The 20,367-nt window shown below is 44.0% G+C and carries 15 protein-coding genes; 2 read left to right on the top strand and 13 right to left on the bottom strand.

Annotated features, from left to right (window positions below; translation table 11 throughout):
• Positions 1–45: 45 nt before the first annotated feature.
• Complete coding sequence (locus ACSX1H_RS15265) at positions 46–1,962, bottom strand: family 20 glycosylhydrolase (RefSeq protein WP_439185092.1); 1,917 nt, start codon at positions 1,960–1,962, stop codon at positions 46–48.
• Between the two features lie 236 nt (positions 1,963–2,198).
• Between ACSX1H_RS15265 and ACSX1H_RS15260 the strand changes: the two genes are divergently transcribed.
• Together ACSX1H_RS15260 and ACSX1H_RS15255 are read left to right on the top strand one after the other, a co-directional pair.
• Positions 2,199–3,656, top strand: coding sequence for a carbon starvation CstA family protein (locus ACSX1H_RS15260; protein ID WP_439185091.1), 1,458 nt, complete (start codon positions 2,199–2,201; stop codon positions 3,654–3,656).
• Complete coding sequence (locus tag ACSX1H_RS15255; RefSeq protein WP_439185090.1) at positions 3,653–4,747, top strand: nucleotidyltransferase domain-containing protein; 1,095 nt, start codon at positions 3,653–3,655, stop codon at positions 4,745–4,747. The genes ACSX1H_RS15260 and ACSX1H_RS15255 overlap by 4 nt, the downstream gene beginning before the upstream one ends.
• A 95-nt stretch (positions 4,748–4,842) precedes the next feature.
• Here ACSX1H_RS15255 and ACSX1H_RS15250 read toward each other — a convergent pair whose 3' ends face one another.
• The 12 genes from ACSX1H_RS15250 to ACSX1H_RS15195 form a co-directional block, all read right to left on the bottom strand.
• Positions 4,843–5,856, bottom strand: coding sequence for a mevalonate kinase family protein (locus tag ACSX1H_RS15250; RefSeq protein WP_439185089.1), 1,014 nt, complete (start codon positions 5,854–5,856; stop codon positions 4,843–4,845).
• On the bottom strand, positions 5,834–6,886 hold the full coding sequence (mvaD, locus tag ACSX1H_RS15245; RefSeq protein WP_439185088.1) for a diphosphomevalonate decarboxylase: 1,053 nt from the start codon (positions 6,884–6,886) through the stop codon (positions 5,834–5,836). Before mvaD ends, ACSX1H_RS15250 begins: the two co-directional genes overlap by 23 nt.
• Positions 6,870–7,790 carry a GYDIA family GHMP kinase gene (locus tag ACSX1H_RS15240; protein ID WP_439185087.1) on the bottom strand — a complete coding sequence of 307 codons (921 nt, stop codon included), beginning with the start codon at positions 7,788–7,790 and terminating at the stop codon, positions 6,870–6,872. The genes mvaD and ACSX1H_RS15240 overlap by 17 nt, the downstream gene beginning before the upstream one ends.
• Entirely contained in the window at positions 7,791–9,095 is a 1,305-nt protein-coding gene (locus tag ACSX1H_RS15235) for a hydroxymethylglutaryl-coenzyme A reductase family protein (RefSeq protein ID WP_439185086.1), read from the bottom strand.
• A 1-nt stretch (position 9,096) separates the two neighbouring features.
• Complete coding sequence (locus ACSX1H_RS15230; protein ID WP_439185085.1) at positions 9,097–10,098, bottom strand: beta/alpha barrel domain-containing protein; 1,002 nt, start codon at positions 10,096–10,098, stop codon at positions 9,097–9,099.
• Positions 10,099–10,139: 41 nt separating this feature from the next.
• Entirely contained in the window at positions 10,140–11,288 is a 1,149-nt protein-coding gene (locus tag ACSX1H_RS15225) for an acyl-CoA dehydrogenase family protein (protein WP_439185084.1), read from the bottom strand.
• 46 nt (positions 11,289–11,334) lie between these two features.
• Positions 11,335–13,263, bottom strand: a complete 1,929-nt coding sequence (locus ACSX1H_RS15220) for an acetyl/propionyl/methylcrotonyl-CoA carboxylase subunit alpha (protein WP_439185083.1) — start codon at positions 13,261–13,263, stop codon at positions 11,335–11,337.
• A 9-nt stretch (positions 13,264–13,272) separates the two neighbouring features.
• Positions 13,273–14,073, bottom strand: coding sequence for an enoyl-CoA hydratase/isomerase family protein (locus tag ACSX1H_RS15215; protein WP_439185082.1), 801 nt, complete (start codon positions 14,071–14,073; stop codon positions 13,273–13,275).
• Positions 14,054–15,655 (bottom strand): carboxyl transferase domain-containing protein, encoded by a 1,602-nt coding sequence (locus tag ACSX1H_RS15210; RefSeq protein WP_439185081.1) that lies wholly within the window; start codon positions 15,653–15,655, stop codon positions 14,054–14,056. Before ACSX1H_RS15210 ends, ACSX1H_RS15215 begins: the two co-directional genes overlap by 20 nt.
• A 335-nt stretch (positions 15,656–15,990) precedes the next feature.
• On the bottom strand, positions 15,991–16,632 hold the full coding sequence (lolA1, locus tag ACSX1H_RS15205; RefSeq protein WP_439185080.1) for an outer membrane lipoprotein periplasmic chaperone LolA1: 642 nt from the start codon (positions 16,630–16,632) through the stop codon (positions 15,991–15,993).
• A gap of 168 nt (positions 16,633–16,800) precedes the next feature.
• The gene (locus tag ACSX1H_RS15200; protein WP_439185079.1) at positions 16,801–19,266 is read right to left on the bottom strand and encodes an FtsK/SpoIIIE family DNA translocase; all 2,466 of its coding nucleotides are present in this window, start codon (positions 19,264–19,266) and stop codon (positions 16,801–16,803) included.
• A 133-nt stretch (positions 19,267–19,399) separates the two neighbouring features.
• A complete protein-coding gene (locus tag ACSX1H_RS15195) occupies positions 19,400–20,080 on the bottom strand; it encodes a hypothetical protein (RefSeq protein ID WP_439185078.1) in 681 nt (226 codons plus the stop codon).
• Positions 20,081–20,367: the final 287 nt, after the last annotated feature.

Raw genomic sequence — 20,367 nt, 5'->3', positions numbered from 1 at the left:
TTTGTGTTAATCAGCGTTAAAAAAAACTGTCAATTAGTAATGGAATTATTGGTAGGTGTTGAGTACAGCCTGCATCTTGGCAGCTGAGTCTTTTAACCCGCCAATGCGATTGCGCATGAGCCAAATCCGCTTGTGGTTGCTAATCAGTTGTTGCATTTCTGTACGCAAAGCGTCCTTTTCAGCAGGGGCTAGACTGATAAAGTGGCCATCGGCGGTATTGAGTTTGGCCTGTGCTAAGTGGCAGGCATGCAGCGCCAATTTGCAGGCCTGTTCCATTTCTGCCATTACTATTTCTGAATCGGCACATTGCATAGGGGCTGTTTTCAAATCAGCTATTTGTTGCTCAATTAATCGGATTGTTGCAGTGGTGTTGGTTTTGTTGATGGATTTTAGCCAGCGGTCGGTGTGCACCGATTTGCGGTTGCGCTTTAACAACTGGTGAAAGATGCTGCTGTTACTGGTGGTGGCTTGCATACTCAGGTAGGCATCGCCCAGTTTAACTACCGCTGCACCACTTTGGCCGCTTTTATCATCAAATACCTGGAACGATACCTGCCGGGCAATATCAATTGTTAAGTTAGCCTCTACACTCCAACTTAAGGCGGCACCGTATAAGAGGGCAGGGTAACATACCGACAACGGTTGCCAGTGCCCCTGGTCGCCCCAGTTTGTGTTTAAAAACCCTTTGGCTCCATGTTGTTTACCATTGATAGCTGCATTTTCCAGGTTAGCAAATGCGTTTTTGTTGCGTCCGATGATGCTGTTCCAGGTTGAGGTGCCCGGACATACATAGTAGTCGAGCCCGGCAGCCTTAAATTTAGGGCAGTTCTTATCAAATGGGTAATCGGCTTCGTAGCCCCAGATAAGGGCAACCATCTCTTTTGGTAGTTCAGGTATCAGTTCGGGGTGGTGCAGGATAATATCGCCCCAAAATTGAGTGATGCGATCATACTGGTCGACCTCCTGCTTGAGGGCCCGCACAAAATCGAGGTACACACGTCCTTTACCAATTTTCCGACAAAGCTCTTTCGACTTACCAACTCCCAGCTCCACTGTTTCGTCACAACCTATATTGAAGTATTGACTACTAAAATTGGGTAAAAATTCGGCATATAACTCTTTCATCAGCTCAAGCGAACCAGGTTCAACGGGGCTAAGGCTGGTACGCGTCATCATGCCCCAAATTGTTTTGCCGGGTTGCGGCAATTCAGCCAGGTGTTCGTACTCTTCGTGTATCAGCCACCGTTTCATATGGCCAAATGAGTTTTGGTTGGGCACTAAATCTATAAAATGACGCTGGCAGTAAGCATCCAGTGCTTGTATTTGTTCGGCAGTCATGGGGCTCGCATCTTTCCACACCGTTTGATGTTTTTTGTAGGCAAAGGTGTGTTCGGTATAGAGCTGCAATTCATTGATTTTCCAGGCAGCCAGTTTGTCAACTATGTCATAGAGTGTTTGCATGGTTGGTACTTTATCGCGACTGATATCGAGCATCACCCCTCGTCGTTCAAAATCCGGTTCATCTTCAATACTTAGTAAAGGCCAGTAGCCTTCTTGTTTTGCAAACTGTCCTATTTGTTGGAGGGTGAGCAGGCCATAGTACAGGCCAGTTTCGCTACCGGCACTTAGTTGAATGCCTTTGTGGTTGATATTTAGAGAATAGGCCTGTAAGGGAAGTTGTTCATTTATAGTGGTTACTAATGAGGGAGCCTCTGTAGGTGCTAAAGAAAGGGGTGTTAGATTGGTTTGAAAGCCTGTGTGTTCAAACGAAGACAAGATATTGAGCAGTGGTTTACTCAGTTGAATAGCTGAGCTTCGCAAATGAATATTAAGCTGTTTAGCCTGAAACTGTCCCTTGTGAATCTGAATATTTTTAGGGGCAGGTAAAAGAAAGTTACTTAAATCGGCAGCCAGGCCTAGTGGGCTGATTAAAAGTGCAAGGTATAAGAAAAAGGTCTTCATGTTACAGGTTTATCTATTCCAGTTCGAAAATACAAAATACATGGCCTTCAGCAAGGCTTAAAAGGGTTTTCCTTTGAATGAACCAGCCCATTGAACAAAGAGAGACTTAATGTGGCTAAAATATGAGGCCAGCGATGAGTAACGGTCGTCTGTGAATAAATATTTTGAGTTTGGATTGTCTGATTTTTATAAAGCACTAGCTTTGTTAGTTCAAATACCATTTCATGTAATTCAAAATGTGGACATTTATTGGTGCCATTGTGGCTTTGATACTGGGCTTTATTTTTTACGGACGTTTTATAGAGCGTTTTTTTGGGGCGGATGATTCCCGACCAACTCCAGCACTTAAAAAGGCTGATGGGGTGGATTTTGCTCCCATGCCCACCTGGAAAGTATTTACCATTCAGTTTTTAAATATAGCGGGCTTAGGACCTATATTTGGGGCCATATTGGGCGCTATGTATGGGCCAATGGCCTATTTGTGGATAGTAGGAGGGTGCCTGTTTATGGGAGCTACGCACGACTATTTTTCAGGAATGCTGTCTATACGGAATGGCGGTGCCAGTATCCCAGAAATAGTTGGAAAATACCTCGGCGTTGGTTTTCAGAACTTCCTGAGGGTCTTTACCTTACTACTGCTTATTTTTGTTGGTGTGGCATTTGTATCCGGACCGGCAGGGCTGCTGGCCAATCTCACGGGAGGCGGACTTACTATTTGGTTGTATGTGATTTTTGCCTATTACCTAATCGCTACTCTGCTGCCTATTAACAAGATTATTGGTAAAATATACCCACTCTTTGGTGCGGCATTGATTATAATGGCTGTGGCGATTGCGGCTGCTATGCTCTGGGGGGCTGCTGGCGGTAGTTTGCAAATGCCCGAATTATCGGTAAGCAGCTTTGCCAACTGGCACCATCACCCCAGCGAAAACATTCTGTTTCCCATGATGTTTATTGTTATCTCATGTGGGGCACTAAGCGGGTTTCATAGTACTCAGGCTCCAATGATGGCACGAACCATTAAAAAGGAGAGCTACGGGCGTTATGTATTTTATGGGGCCATGGTGGCCGAGGGTATTGTTGCCATTATTTGGGCAACAGCAGCCATGACCTTCTTTGGTGGAGCCGAAGGGTTAAATTTGACCATGCAGGTTGACGGGCATAATCCGGCCTGGGTGGTGAACGAAATTAGTGTAGCCTGGCTGGGACCTGTTGGGGCTGTGTTCGCCATTATTGGTGTTATTGCTTGTCCGATTACAACCGGGGATACCGCTTTCAGAAGTGCCCGCCTGACCATTGCCGATATGTTTAACTACAACCAGTCCACCATTGTGAAGCGATTACTCATTAGCATCCCCCTTTTTACAGTCGGCTTTGCGTTGTCACAGCTGGAGTTTACGACCATCTGGAAATATCTTGGCTTATCGAATCAGATACTGGCAGTAGTGGTATTATGGACGGCCGCCATGTATCTGGCTAAAGTGGGTAAGGCTCATTGGTATCTATCACTGCCGGCTACTTTTATGACCATTGTTTGTATAACTTACCTATTGGTTGCTCCCATTACAAATGGGGGATTAGCGATTGAAACCCAAACGGGAACCTGGGCAGGAGCTGTTTGTGGTCTGTTGACGCTGGGTGCATTTCTGTATCGAACAAGGCGGGTAGTATTAAAAACATTAAAGGTGCAATGAAACAGAAGGTCTCTATATCAGCTGTTAAGCAGCTAATGAAATTGTGCAGTGTTCAGGATGCCCCTGTTCTTTGGGACGGTCCATTATCTGATGAACTGCTTCGTTTAGGTGCTGCTAATGGGGTGGGAGCCTGGTGTTACAGACAGGTAAAATGTGGACAAATAGAAGGTATTAGTGCAGAAAGCATGTCTGCATGGAAAGGTGTCTATCTAAATAATACGATTCGATACCAGCATTATCTGTCTGTTTTTAACAGAGTCAGTCAGGCGTTGGAGGCAGCCGGAATTCCAGTTGTTGCCCTTAAAGGGATTGCTCTTTCCAGTAGTTTGTATGCTGATGAAGGCCTTCGTCCGATGGGAGATATTGATCTGTTGGTGCCCGAAGGTGAAGGGCTGAAAGCCTTATCAGTACTGTTGCAAAAAGGAGCGAAGCCACTGGTGGTGCCCAGGTCGAAATACCATGAAGTAACAGATGCGCATGTGAGAGCTGTTGAGGTCAATGGCATAATGGTTGAAATTCATCAGCGCCTGTTTGCTCTTGGCAGCGATTTTTATACCCAAACGAGTGATTTATTCAGGCATACACTTGAAATTGATAAGCAGGGAGTAGGCCTTCGCATTCTGGATGATAAAATGCAAGCCTATCATTTAATTACTCACGCCATTAAGGGAGTTGAGATGGATGGGTTGCGTTTAGGCTGGCTGTTGGATATTGCGCTGTTGCTTAATAAAGCAGCAGATCTTGCCACCTTTTTAGACGATGTGTATAGCATTTGTCCTAAAAAGAAGACAGCCATGCAACAGATGGTTAAAATGGTGATGCTGCTAATGCCCGACAAATACATTAGCGGTTCAGATGATAAAGAGGCACTGATGGAGCGTATTGCCTTTTTATTGAGTGAGCAAAACCAAAGTCGTAAACATCGTTTAATCAACCTTAAGCACCTCATTAACACCCCAGGGTTTAGTGCCAAATTTAAGCTGTTATTCTTCGAATTTTTCCCTCAAAAAGCCTACATGAAATACCGGTACCAAACCGACAGAAAGGAGCCCTTGTGGCGCTTGTATTTGAAACGGGTGTTTCGGTTTTGATAGATTGCTCCTAATAAGGTTCATAAAAAGCCAGAGGGGTTTGTGTGCACCTGTCACTCTAATTGTTTTATAAGCAATTACGGGAGGCTGATCTTTTATAGTTCCTGATAAACAGGAATAATCGCTTTTCCTTTGGCCGCAAAATAATCTTTTGTAGCTGAATAGTTGCGGGTAAATCCAAGAAAGAAACCACCGCCACCTGAACCACAGAGTTTTAATGTATAAAGCTGGTTGTTCAAACCTTCTTTCCAGTGGGCCTGAATTGTTTCAGGAATCATCTCCTTAAAATGTGTTAGCTGAAAAGCAGACAGCTGCTTCAGGGAGTCAAACATGTCGTTGAGTTGCCCATTAAGCATGGATGTTATACAGTGGTTGGTTGTTGGGATCAAACCCTTATCTATTTTCTCCCGAAACTCAGGATCTTTCACTTTATCCATGAAGAGTTTAACCAGAGGTGCCGTTTTTCCCGTCGTTTCAGCATCAAGCAAAAAGATAGCATCTTCGTTAAGAATATCTTTACGCGGAATGCCTACTGAAGAAATATGATGAGCATTTTCCAGCACAATGGGGTGGCGCAGGTAACAGATTAGTGGGTCGATACCAGAACTGGTACCATGGTAGAACGATTCGATTTGTGCAAATATCTTTTTTAACTTAAATAACTCTTCATCACTAATGTGCAGGTGGGCCTCAATCTTATTCAAGGCGTAACTGTTGTATAAGGATGCTACCAAGGCCCCGCTACTGCCCAGTCCGTAGCCTTCTGGTATTGACGATTCAAAATACAAACCTTCTTTCAGATCCTTGCCCAGCCGCCGGATATCTAAATCGGCCAAGAGTACCTTTTGCTCTTTTAGTGCACTTATGTACTCGAAAAGCTCCTGTAATTGACTATTCGAATTTTTGGCAAAATTCAAGTTGGTGTAGCTATTGCTGTTAATGAATCTTAGCTCGCCATTAAAATGCGAATAAGGAATAGTGAGGCCCTTTGAGCCCAGAATAATGCTATACTCGCCAAAGAGCATTACTTTCGAATAATAGATATCTTTTTTTGACTGTTCCTGCATTTGTCTTTCTATAGAAGGATTAAGCAATGGATATTTCATCATCAATAACTTGCCGGTTTTCGCAAAGGGGGCGCAATTGCTCATCAATAAAAGAGCTTATTATTTCACGGTGTTTTTTAGGGTAGATGAGGTGAATATTTGGACCTGCATCCAGCGTATAGGTGAGGGCAATATTGTGCTGGTGTCTGAATTGCTTGATGCGCTCAATAGCTGCAAGCGACTCGGGAGCCATTAAACTATACCCAGGCGAAGAGCTCATCATTAGCGCATGTAAGCTCAAGGCCTCCTCTTCACAAACTTCTGTGAATATATTAAAGTCGCCAGTTTTAAGCGCATTCAGCAGTCGTTTAATGTTTCTGTTGGCTTGATGAATACGCCCATCCCGGTAGGGGTGTGTGTCCATCAGTTGATGCCCAACCGTGCTGCTTACGGCTTTAGCTCCCTGGCGTATTACCAAAATACTATCCTGAAGATCTTTATAAATAGGATGTACTGCAGAATTAATTGTCACTCCATATTGATTAGATGCGCTTGGCAATTCAGGTGTTTCTCCCCAAAGAACCCAGCCCGGCATGGTTGAACGGCAGGCACTGCCCGAGCCAAGTCGCGCCATCTCAGAAATTAAAGTATTGGCATCGCTGCGGGTTTCTGAAGGGGCAATTTGAGTTTGAATCGTGTAAAGGGCCTTGGCTAAACTTGCCATGGAACTGGCCGATGAAGCAATCCCACTCGAATGAGGAAACGTATTGGAGCTTTCAATGGTTAAATGCCCTTTTCCCAAATACGGAAGGTGTGGCTGTAGCCTCTGCAATAGCGTGTTGAGCTTGGGCATAAATTCAGGCTTCTCATATCCTTCAAATAAAAAGCGGATGTTTAAAGGCGCATTATCGGGTTGGTAACGAACTGAAGTTGTAGTGACTGATTTAGTCAAAGTAAAACTGATGCTGGGGTTCACTGGTTGCTGAGTTGGTTTTTTCCCCCAATACTTAACAATGGCAATGTTGGATGCTGCACTTTGTACTGTTTTGTAAATAAGAGCTGTAGATACAGACATGTTACCTTTTAATTTCATTAAGTTTAAAAATGGTGTTCAGGTTTTTTTGTGCAAAGTAATTGGTGATGTAGTCTGGCGATTCTTCCGAAACAACCATAATGAAGTCACCGCCCCAAGCACCTAACGCTTTTATATAACCTTTGAAATCTTCAAAATGTTCATTTTTAATTGGATAAAGTTGAACAATTGAACTAATGATCGTTTCATGCTCTTCCATTAGGTGGCCAAATTCGTGCAGGCTATTGCATCCGAGCATGTTTTGAGTGATGGCACTAATGCGCTGTAAATCTTGCTGACTGACTTTACTTTTACTGAAGCTGGCAATTGCCTTCTGGCTGCTTTGTTTTCTGCCAGTGTAAACAAAATAGATGTTTTCATGAAAATCAGGCTGAAACTGAACAGGTGTTGTTTTAGGAATGTCATTGTTAAGCTCAAATATTACTGCAGAAGATGCTGTGGCACAGGCAATGTCATAGCCCGAGCCGCCAAAGGTATCCTGCAACAACAGGTAGGGGTGAACACCTAACCATTGTGCCAGTAGGGATATTAGCGTGGAGCTGCTGCCCCAACCCCAGTTAGCATCAAACTCCAGCCGGGTGGTTACCTGCCTGTTTAGCAGCAGCTGCGTAATGTCGTCACGATAATTTTTGCATTTAAGAAGTATGTCACCGAGCTTGTTAGCCAAAGGCAGGTTATCGCTTTCGAGCACTTCCAATGCCTCATTAAAGGTCGCCTCAAACCAATTGCCCTTTGGAGTGGTGGCTGTCCAGCTCAGAAAATACTTCTTATTTTCTGTCACCGTAAGGCTTTGTCCGTACTTTAAAGGTATTGCCAACGCCTTTGCACCTGCCAATACCACATACTCTCCGCTTATCAGCAGTTTGCCATGTGCATAGTATGATTGTTCGCTATCCTGCACCATCTATTGTCTAATCGTTTTCAAAAAGTTTTCCACCACAGAGTAACTAACCACACTGTCCTTAAAATGTTTGATGGCTGCGTTTTTTTCTACTTCATTAGCCCCGAATGTATTGAGTATGTTACTCAAATGCAGCTTCATGTGGCCTTTTTGAATGCCGGTAGTTACCAGCGAAGCTACTGCTGCAAAGTTGTTGGCCATACCTGCTGCGGCGGCTACCTGCATTAGCTGTTCGGCTGATGGCTGTTGTAATATCTGCATGGCTGCTTTGGTCATAGGGTGGTTATTGGTTAATCCACCTACAGTTCCTAAAGCTAAAGGTACTGTTAGTGTATATTCAAATACTTCATTAGTCAATTCAATATTGGTCAGTGAAGCGTAACGGCCGTTACGCGCTGCATAGGCTTGTGCCCCGGCTTCAATGGCTCTGAAATCATTGCCGGTAGCCAACACCACAGCATCAATGCCATTAAAAATACCTTTGTTGTGGGTGACAGCCCGGTAGGGATCATTAATTGCAATGTCGACAGCCGTTTTAAACCGGTTGGCAAACTCCCTGGTTGTGTAGCCGCCTGCATAGGGCTGAAGCTGTTCAATTGGGCAGCTTACCTTGCATTCGACCAAACACTCAGGTGTATAGTTACTCAATATGGCCATGATGACTGTCGCCTCCTGTTCTTGTTTGAGTTGGGGATGCTGATTAATGTAGACCATTAATTCAGGACCGATGGTTTCGAGGCAGGTATTAATGAAATTGGCCCCCATAGAATCGGCCGTCTGAAATTTAACGAGTGCCTGACAGGTATTCGCCATGTTTGGCACTGCCTTAAACTCTATGCCTGTTATTCCTCCGCCTCGTTGACGCATTTTGGAAGTGATGGTGGCCGTAGTTTTGTATATTAGCTCTTCAATCTCTTTGTTATGGTTGTTGAGAGCATTGATATTGCCTGACCAATTGAAGAAGAGCTGACCATTTTTGATGGTGTTGATGACTCTGGTTTGAAAACCTCCGTTTTTGGCCCAAAAACCAGCTGCTTTTGAAGCAGCCGCTACCACTGAGCTCTCTTCAATCACCATGGGCACCATATAAAGTGTTTCATTGATTAGGAAGTTGGGAGCCAGACTAAATGGTAAATAGAAATTTGAGATGATATTCTCTGAAATATCATTAAATAAATGTTGCTGTTTCGGGTGAAGGAAAGACTGAAAAGATGCGGCTATTTCAGGTGCCAGCTGTTGTTGCTCAACCAGCACCTTAATTTTTTCATCACGACTCAGTTTAGAGAAACCTTGTATTAATGATTGCATATCAGGGTTGTTTAACTTTTAAAAAACTGGATGCCAGGCTCCAACTTTGATCAATTTTTTCGACAAATACACGCAGCTTCGCGTAATCGCCCATGGCATGCCGTAAAAAGGCCGAGCCCATGCCATAAAAGGCTGGCAGCTTCGAAACAGAGGTGAGGTAATAGCCATCCAGTACACTCGAAATACCACCCGATATGATGAGCTGTTTGGCTTTTATGGCTTCAAGAGGCAGTTCATCCACTAAGTTATTCACCATGTGGGTCATCTCTTCAGCTGTGTGTCCCACATGAATGAATGGGTTAAAAACTTCTGCAGCAACGGCATTGGACCTATTGAGCTCCACCAAAGAAAAGTTGGTGCCTCCCATGGCTGCGAACTCAATGGCCTCAATAGGCATCTGTAAGAGCTGTTTCAGGCTGGCATAGCCAAATCCTTGTCCCACCTCTTTAATAATGAGCTTTACCGTGGTTTCCTCCATAAACTCCTGAAGTAATTCCAGTGCAGGGCGCTTCAATAAATCACCCTCCGGCTGAAAGGCTTCCTGCAGAGGATTGATATGTACAATCAGGCCATCAGCATCCAGCTTGTCAACCAGTTCTGCAAGCTTGTCTGTACTGCCATCTTCCAGCATGCTTTCTAACTGGCAAATACCAATATTGGCAAATAAAGGGGCCTCATTACCCATGATGGGGCGCACATTAAAATCATTAAAATGTTCAGGTGAGTCCAACAGGATGCGACATGAGCCTAAACCCATTCCCAAGCCAAACTCAGCACAGGCCTGAGCCAGGTTTTTATTGATGGTGCCGGCTCGCTGGGTGCCGCCTGTCATGCTTGAAACCCAAAGGGGCAGGCGCATTTTTTTACCTGCAAAGTGGTATTCAAGCTCTGTTTTTTGGTGGGTGCCAAAAAGCGGCTCGTAATCAAATCGGTTGTCGGCATGCTTACCTTCAAGCCGTGAGCTAAAAGCTAAATCAATATGGTCGCGTTTCCTGTCTTCCATTACCTGGTGTTTTGTTTAATTATGGTAAAAATAAGGTGAACTTAAACCAATCCCAAATGCTTACTGATAACAATGCGCAAAATTTCGGAGGTACCTTCGCCAATTTGCAGAATACGCTGGTCGCGATAGAAGCGCTCAATGGCTGATGATTTTAACAGACCCTGGCCCGAAAATATCTGAATGGCTTCATCTGCTATCTCTTTAGCAATGTCGCTGCAATATAATTTGGCCATGGCTGCTTCCTTGCCAAAGGGCTGTCCTGCATCTTTTAAAGCACAGGCGTTGTATAAGGTATTACGCGCCAGTTCCAGTTTTAGTGCCATATCAGCCAGTTTGAAAGCTATCACCTGGTTAGTGGCAATTACCTGGCCAAATTGTTCTCTTTTTTGCGCATATTCCAGCGCCATTTCGTACGCCCCTTGTGCCAGTCCCAAGCCCATGGCGGCAATGGATAAGCGTCCGGAGTCAAGGGTTTTTAGCATATGTCCCAGGCCTTTGTCCTGTTGCCCTAACAGCTGCTCTTTGTTAACTTTAATTTTAGAGAATTTGAGTTCAGCCGTGTCGGAAGCCCGCCACATCATTTTACCAAAAATACGTTTGGTTTCAAAGCCTTCAGTGTCTCTGTCCACCAGGATTGTTGAGAAGCGCTTTTTGCCATTTTCGGCATTAGTAACGGCCAGCACGGTAATGCCTTTCATCAGCTCATTGCTGCCATTGGTAATGTAGCGTTTACTGCCATTAATGAGCCAGTGATCGCCCTTGTCTTCGGCAGTTGTTTCAACGCCCTGCGCATCGGAGCCTGCCATTACTTCCGTCAGTCCAAAGGCCCAAAGTCCTTCACCTGATGTTAATAAGGGGACATATTTTTGGCGCTGCTCTTCGGTGCCGAACTGGTAGACAGGAGTGAGGCCGAGGCTGTTATGAGCGGCCATGGTGGCAGCTTGTGAACTATCCACACGGGCCAACTCTTCAACGGCGATAATGTAAGACAGGGTGTCTTTCCCTTGTCCGCCATATTCTTTGGGAATATCGATGCCGTATAAGCCGGCTTGTCCCATTTTACGCGACAGCTCTACCGAAAAAGTTTCATTCTCATCAAGCTGCGCGGCAAGCGGTTTAATTTCTTTTTCGGCAAAGGCTCTTACTTCTCGTCTGAAAGCTTCGTGTTCTTTTGTGCTTAGTATTGACATGTAATTTCTAATTATTCTTTATTGCGAATTCAGTTATGTTACTTTGTTATTCTGTTTTGTAGGCCAGTAGGTTTTGGTTAAGTTTCACCTGTTGACCAGCGCGGATATGTATTTTTTCGATGATGCCATCTTTCCAGGCTTTAATGTGATTTTCTGTTTTCATGGCTTCGAGTACCAACAGCAGATCGCCTTTTTTTACTTCTTGTCCTTCATCCACATGTACCTTCATCACCTGCGAAGGGATAGGTGCTAGGAAATGATCGCCATTTAATGTTGTTTCTCCATTCGTCTGTGGGTGGTATTCAGGCAGCCAGTCGTGTGCCTTAACGCGCACCCATTGTTGGTTGTGATTGATAAGCACAGTATCTGCTTCTTCAAAGAAAAAAAAGTGGTGGTCTGCATCAATGAGTTTGTAGTTCAGGTGATTACTGTCTAGTATGCAGTTATTCAACAAGAAATCTTCGTCATTTAAGCGAATGCTAAGAGCATGGCCAAGATCGTTTGCTTCGGTCAGGTAATGCTTATCGCCTAAACTGAAAGCATACTGTAATAATTGTCTCCAAAAAGGGCCTTTTTGCTCTTTGACGCGATAAGCGGTATAGGCCAGGCTAAGCAGTGTATCGTTGCCTGATGGATCTTTCACTAATTCTTCCAAATGCTCATCGCAGAAACGGGTGTGCAAACTTAAATCGGTAAAAGCCTGATGTTGCAGCAGGGTGTTCAGAAAGCCATTGTTAGTAGTGATCCCATGAATGATCAAGGCATTATTTGCTTTCACAGCTTTTTGAATAGCGCTTGTTCTGTTTTCTGCATGCACCACTAGTTTGGCAATCATTGGATCAAATTGTGAATGAATTTCTCCAGGCTTATTAAAACCTATCTCCAGCCGTCCTGTATTGGAATCCGGTAATAGTAAATTTCTTATCTTTCCCGGGCTGGGTCTGAAATTATTCGTTACATCTTCGGCACACACGCGCAATTCAATGGCATGGCCATTAATAGTCAGGTCATCCTGGCTGAAGTCAAGCGCTAATCCATTGGCTATTTTAAACTGCCACTGCACCAAATCTATACCGGTGATTTCTTCTGTAACGCAATGTTCAACCTGAATGCGGGTGTTCATCTCCAAAAAGTAATGCTGCCCCTCATCATCCACTAAAAACTCGATGGTGCCCGCATTGGTATACTCAATGGAACGGCACAGACGCAGCGCATCGTTGTATAAGCGTTGTTTTATGCCAGCCGACAGATTAGCAGCAGGTGCTTCTTCTATTATCTTCTGAAAACGGCGCTGCACCGAACACTCACGGTCGAATAGGTGTAGCGTGTTCCCATGTTTATCGGCCAATACCTGCACTTCAATGTGGCGGGCCTTATCAATGTATTGTTCAACATAAATGCGCTCGTCACCAAAGTAGCGCAAGGCTTGTTTGCTTAAAACAGGAAGGTATTCGAGCAGCTCCTCTTTGTTATGGCAAATATGCATGCCTCTTCCACCACCACCCATGGCTGCTTTCACCAATACCGGGTAGGGCAACACATCCGCTTCGGCAAGGATAGTCTGCAAAGAGCCTTCCCATGAGTGGGTTAGCGAGACATTGGCTTTTTGAGCAATGCTGCGGGCAACTTGTTTATCGCCCATGAGTTTGAGGTTCTCGGGCGATGGCCCTACGAAGGTTATATTTGCCTCCTGACAGGCCTGGGCCAAATGTTGATTTTCCGACAGGAACCCATAGCCTGGATGAATACAATCGGCCTTATATTGTTTGGCAATGTCAATAATGCGCTCAATATTGAGGTAATTCTCCTCGAATGGTCCATCTTCAAACAGATGCACTTCATCACTCAATTGAGCCGGAAGTGTCTCTTTTTCGAGTTCAGAGAGGGTGACAACCGTTTTCAAACCCAACTGATGAGCCGCCCTTATTATTCTGGCAGCAATTTCTCCCCTGTTTGGTATCAATACTTTCCTCATCGTTTTATTCTATTTGTTCCACTCCGGCAACCGTTTTTCAAAAAAAGCCTTAACTCCTTCAACACCTTCAGTACTGCTGCGCGCTTTAGCAATCTGTGTAACGCATGTTTCTTTATTGGCAGACAGGTCAACTATTGCTAACTGATTAATGAGCTGTTTAGTAGTAGCCATAGCTTGCGGGCTGTTTCCTTTAAACGTTTCACATAGCTCATCGATTCGGGCAGGAATATCTTTGCTGGCCATTGTTTCGTGTACGAGCCCTATCTGGCGGGCTTTTTTAGCCGAGAAAGGTGTAGCGCTTAACATCAAAGCACGTGCCTGCGAACTGCCAATTTTATTGATCACAAATGGCGCTATGGTTGCTGGTACCAGGCCTAACTTGACTTCTGAAAAAGCCATCCGTGCATCTTTATCCGCTACCACATAGTCGGCAGTGACTAAAAGTCCCAGAGCACCGCCCATGGCATACTTCTCGACCCACATAATGACTGGCTTTGGAAAATTATTGAGAAGTTCAAAGGTCTCATAAAACAAATTAGCATCTGCAATATTTTCCTCCTCAGTTTGATTTAAACCTTGCTGCATCCACTCCAAATCGGCTCCAGAGCTAAATACCCCTTGGGATCCTCTGATAACGACAACTTTCTGCCGATTGTCGTTTTTGATTTTATTGAGGCCTTTAATTATACACGACAGCATGCCTTTGGAAAGGGCATTTCTTTTGGTTGGGTCGTTCAATAATAAACGACTAATGCCATTGGACTGATTCAGTTCTACAAGCGGTTGGATGCTACATTCTAAAGACGCCATATTTTGTGCTTTTCAAATCGTTGTTGTAAATGATTTTTAAGACCAGGCCCGCAATAGAGCGCGTGGATTCTGGTGTAATTATGCCATCGTCCCACAGGCGGCTGGTGCTGTAATAGGGAGAGCCTTCTTCTTCATATTTTTTTAGGATAGATGCCTCAATATTTTCCAGTTCAGCTTCATCAACAGTGGAGTTGTGTGCCACTGCCTGATCGCGTTTAAGGGTCGTTAAGACCTGAGCTGCTTGTCTGGCACCCATCACCGATATCCGCGCATTGGGCCACATAAATAAAAAGCGAGGATCGTAGGCGCGTCCTGCCATGGCATAGTTGCCTGCGCCGTAAGAGCCACCCATGATAATGGTGAAGTAAGGCACCGTTGAGTTGGCCAATGCATTCACCATTTTGGCCCCGTCTTTGGCAATGCCGCCATGCTCGTAATCTTTACCGACCATAAATCCGGTAATATTTTGCAGAAACAGCATTGGGATGCGACGCTCATTACACAACTGAATGAAATGCGTCCCTTTTAATGCCGACTCAGAAAAGAGAATGCCATTATTGGCCAAAATTCCTACCTGTTTGCCTTCAATCCTGGCAAATACCGTGACTAGCGTAGAGCCATAATCGGCCTTAAACTCATGAAATTCGCTACTATCAACCAGGCGGGCAATTATCTCATGCACATCCGGGAATGGTTTCCCGGTCTCAGGTACTACTCCGCTTAGTTCCTTAGCTGAGTAGTGTGGCTCTTTAAAAATGGTTGCTGTGTTGGCTTGTGGGGCCGGCAAGGTCTCAATGATGTTGCGGCAAGTATGAATGGCGTGCATATCGTTTTCGGCCAGATGATCGGCAACCCCTGAAATTTGTGTATGCACCACACCACCACCCAACTCTTCGGCACTCACCACTTCGCCTGTAGCTGCTTTTACCAGTGGTGGCCCGGCTAAAAAGATAGTGCCTTGGTCTTTAACAATAATGGTTTCATCGCTCATGGCTGGCACATAGGCGCCTCCCGCTGTACACGAGCCCATCACAATGGCTATTTGAGCAATGCCTTGGGCCGACAGACGTGATTGGTTAAAAAAGATACGACCAAAATCATCCCTGTCGGGAAAAACTTCAGCCTGGTTGGGCAAGAATACACCACCACTGTCTACCAGATAAATGCAGGGCAGGTGGTTTTGTAATGCAATTTCTTGCGCCCGCAGATGCTTTTTTATGGTTTCAGCTATGTAGGTGCCGCCTTTCACGGTGGCATCGTTAGCTACAATCATTACCTGCCGTCCATGTACTTGTCCGATGCCGGTAATAATTCCGGCTGATGGAAACGCGTTGTTGTACTGGCCATTAGCTGCCAGAGCTGATAGCTCTAAAAAGTAAGAGCCTTTATCAAGCAGGTAATCAATTCTTTGGCGAACGCTTAATTTGCCTTTTTGCGTGTGCTTCTGCAGGGCTTTGGCTCCGCCGCCTTTATAAACAGTGCGTAGCTTTTGATGGTATTCATCTGTTAAAAGCTGGTTTAACTTTTGGTTCCTGATGAATTCCTCTGAATCGGTCTTTATGGTCGATTTATACTTAAACATCTTTTATTCGCTATTCGCAAATAATAACCTTTTCGACCGGTAAATGTTCAGGTAAATGGTAAAATATCTGAACGATTTTCAGTGCATGTTTTAGTGTCGATGCTGTGATGTTCTGATTCTAAATTAATAAGGTTTATTATTCTGAAAACGAATAATTACTAAGCAATAGAGATTGGTTTCTCAGTTTAGTGAGTGAATAGTGATATGCCTTGTTACTGTGTTGCACAATTTAGCCGTGGAGGAGAAGCAGTATTCTTTTATATTTTGGCGTGAGATGATGGTACAAAAAAAGCCTGACCTCAGCCAGACTTTCCTTTAATTATTAAAAAAGTGTTTTATCTCATATCGATAACATCCACATCTGGATTGGCAGCCTGGTCAAACACAAAGGCTTTATCATCAAACTGCTTATTGGTTTGCATCTCTTTAACTGTAACTGTATAGTTATTACCATCTTTTCCCACCTGACGAATGGAGTAAAGTTGTAAGTCATCTTTTAAAACCAACAGTTTAATGCGAGAGAAGGGTTTGTCGCGGTTAACCGGATACAGGTCAATTTCGTGACAGGCTTTGCCATCTACATTACCTTCTGCTACATAGTTAAAGGTGTAGCCTTTTTCGTATATGCTAAAAATGGTAGCCGGATTGAGCGTTTCTTCATCTTCTAAATCTGGAACGGTGATGTTCACTTCATCGGCATCAATCATATGAGTGTAAAGCACTTCTCCATCGAAGTAAGTATCCACATCCATCAGGTTTACCTTGTATTTATTGCCTTTCAGAATGATATGTCCCTCGTAGGCTTCATTAATGCCTTCCTGGAGGTTTTCCATGGCAAACGAGAAGTTGGCGACGATTGATGTATATTCCTTTGTTTTGGCCGATACCTGGTCGAGTATGCCTTTTGCTTTGTCCTGTGATTGAGCGTTACCAATAAGGCCGATAATGGCTAAAGCGAATGTGATTAAGTATTTCATCTGTTAAAATTTATTTTCATTGGTCCGATGGAACTCCCAAATAAATTTGATCATCCTGTGTGTCTATTTGGGTAATCAAATTTGCATGGTTGTTTCATATGAATAGTTGTTTTATATGTAAATGCTTAGGTCTGTAAGGGCTTTCAATAATTGTTCCAAACTGTTGGCTTAATTGAATTGAGTCAGGTGTTTTTCTAATTCCAGCTCATCGGGGATAAGAACCTGACGTGCCTTGCTGCCTTCAAAAGGACCAACAATACCAGCTGCTTCCAGTTGGTCGATGATTCGTCCGGCCCGGTTGTAGCCAATGGAGAAGCGCCGTTGAATAAGGGAGGTCGAACCACTTTGATTAGCCACTACTACCCGGGCCGCTTCTTCAAACATGGAGTCGCGCTTACTCAGGTCAACTTCACCTGCTGCAGTCTCAGAACTGTTTTCTCCGACATATTCGGGCAACAGGAAGGCTGATGTATAACCTCTTTGCGAGCCAATAAAATCGTTGATGCGTTCCACCTCCGGTGTATCGACAAAGGCACACTGAACGCGCACCAGGTCGCTGCCCTGTGAAATTAGCATATCACCACGCCCAATCAGCTGGTTGGCGCCCGGTGAGTCTAAAATGGTGCGGGAGTCAATCATCGACGCTACCTTAAAGGCCACACGCGTTGGGAAGTTCGCTTTAATAACCCCTGTAATAATGTTGGTCGACGGACGCTGAGTAGCGACAATCATGTGAATACCTACTGCACGTGCCAGCTGGGCAATACGGGCAATTGGTAACTCAACTTCTTTACCGGCTGTCATAATCAAGTCGGCAAACTCATCAATGATGACCACAATGTATGGTAAGAAACGGTGTCCTTTTTCAGGGTTTAACTGACGCTTAACAAACTTATGGTTGTACTCTTTTATGTTACGGGCATGGGCTGTTTTTAGCAGCTCATAGCGGTTGTCCATTTCAATAGCCAGCGAGTTAAGCGTATTCACCACTTTCTGTACATCGGTAATAATCGGATCCTCTTCATCGGGCATCTTCGCCAGGAAATGGCGTTCTATTTTAGAATAGATGTTTAATTCCACTTTCTTCGGATCCACCATTACAAATTTCAGCTGCGATGGATGTTTCTTATACAACAGTGATGAGATGATGGCATTCAGTCCTACGGACTTACCTTGGCCCGTTGCCCCAGCCACCAGCATGTGTGGCGCTTTGGCCAGGTCAATCACAAAGGTTTCGTTGGATATGGTTTTACCTAAAGCAATAGGTAACTCATATTTTGTATTCTGAAACTTTTTAGCACTGATAATGGAGCGCATGGCTACCACTTCAGGCTCTGAGTTTGGTACTTCAATACCAATGGTGCCGCGCCCTGGTATCGGCGCAATAATGCGAATACCCAGAGCAGCCAGCGACAGGGCAATGTCGTCTTCCAGGTTTTTAATTTTGGAAATGCGCACACCGGGTGCCGGCACAATCTCATACAGTGTTACTGTTGGGCCTACCGTGGCTTTGATGTTTTTAATCTGGATTTTATAATCTTCCAGGGTTTTAACAATCCGGTTTTTGTTCGACTCCAGTTCTTCCATCGATACCTCTGCATTATCGGCACTATGGTCATCGAGCAGTTCTATACCTGGAAGTTTGTAGGATGATAAGTCCAGGGTTGGATCGTAGTCGCCCAAAGGCTCATTTTCATAGCCATCGGATATCTCTTCTTCCTCAACCTTTTCAATGGTTAAATCAAGGTTGGCTTCGTCATCAATTGCTCCTTTATCAACGGTTGGCGAAAACTCTAAGGTAGAACCGGCCAGTGGTTCTTTTGTAGTAGCTGTTTCTGCCTCGTCTGGCTGCTGTGTGACTTCGGGCTCTATTTCTTTTTCGAAGCTGAGTTCTTCAACCGGCGGCTCCTCATTCTGCTGCTCCTGGTTCTCGTCATCTCTCGAAATTGGCTTTTCTGCGACAGCTTCAGCAGGCGCCTCAGTTGATTTGGTGTTGGGTTCTGTCTGGCCTTTTGCCAAAGGACGACTGATTAAATGGAAAAAGGATTCAAAGGTAACCGACAGGTAGATTACTAAGCTAACAAGAAGTAAAATAACCGTGCCAACGCCCCCGATGGCAGCCGTTAACCATTTGCTCATAAAATACCCATGTGCACCTCCCAATAGCAGGTATTGGTCGTTGATAGAGCTAATAAATAGAAAGCCCAAAGCAACGGATAACCAAATTGAAACTACAAAACAGTGTAAAAAGGTTTTTTTAAGGGGAAGAATGCGGGCTCCCAACAGTCGAAAACCAATAATGAACAGCAGCAGTACAATAGAAAAAGCAGCAATGCCAATGCCTTGGTTGATAAATAAGTCGGCAATGAGCGCACCCCGGTGGCCTGTCCAGTTATGTACGACGATGTCTGAGCTTTTAAAAAGCTCCCAGCGATTAATGTCAAAGATGCTTTTATCAGCAAATCCGGTAAACAGAAAGGAGAAGAAAGCCAGTAAAAAGTAAAAGGCCACTCCAATTGTTGCGACACCAAGGATAAAACGCAACTTGAAATCTTTGAAATTATCAGTTAACGCCTTTATTCTCCCTGTGGCAGAGGTTTTTTGTGATTTTGTCTTTGTTTTCTTTTTTGCCATAAACCGTTTTGTTGTGCACAATCTTGTTTACTGACAAAAATAATAAAACCACCACCAATCGTGCCATTACTTTATTAGTTTTTAAAAAGAAGCTTGTTAAGCCCAGTTGGACAAATGGTTATCTGTAATTACCTTACTGAATCAGAGAGCTTACAAGCTCTGCTATTTCTCCACGTCCTGTTTCCTGGTAGTTATCAGGTGTTTCGAAGGTTTTGTCATTCACCTCTTTCAGCTCTACAGCCTTAGCACTAAAAGTAAGGTTCAGTCCCTTATATGGAATACAAAACTGCAGCAGTGCTCCCGGAATATCATCAAAAGGACTGTTTTCTTTTGGGCGTTTGAAGTCTATTTGCTCGGTGTAAAAAACATGAATGCACGAAATGTCGGCGTTTTCAAAGTGAACGATGGCTTTATTACATATGTAACCAGCAATTTCTTTTGTTTCCTTTTTTATGAACTCCACTTTAGCCGGCGCGTTTTTTTCAAAAAGGAATAAATGCTCACCGTCTTCATGGTTGTGAAAAATGCGCTTGTCAAATACCCTGAACAGTGTGGTTGAGCTGTCTCCGTTTGCTCTTGAGATGTATTGGAGATCATACAAACTCAGTTCTCCTTTAATCGATATTTTGTAGTTGTGCCTTTTGAAAGTAGTAATCATTTTGGTGGGAAGAAAAGAGGCATAGTCTTTCATCTTAACTTCCTCAGGATACTCGATGGTGTAGGTTATTACACCTTCGTTTTTGGCAGTTGGTTTATTATTCAAACAACTGATTAGTATGAAAGGCAGGCATAAAAAAACAATTAGTTGGCGCATTCTGTTTTGGTTTGTAATACACTGTGATGCATGCTCCAAAAGTAATAATATATTGGATGGAAGCGTGAGCCGTTGATCGTCTAAAACCTTTGTTTAGTCAAAAAAAGCTTACATTTAATTGAAAGCAGACTGGGGCATTCTGGCTTTTTTTGCGCCATTAAAAGTGCTTGGCTTACAATTTGAAAGCATTGAAATGTGCTTAACAACAGCTTGTGTAGGCCGAATGATATTAATCATGTGTTAAATCGCTAAAAGTTTGTTATATCGCAATAAGAAGACCTAGTTAA

Origin of the sequence: Carboxylicivirga taeanensis, assembly GCF_051851475.1 — a bacterium.
In the GTDB taxonomy this organism is placed as follows: domain Bacteria; phylum Bacteroidota; class Bacteroidia; order Bacteroidales; family Marinilabiliaceae; genus Carboxylicivirga; species Carboxylicivirga taeanensis.
This window is presented reverse-complemented; position numbering and strand designations above follow the sequence as displayed.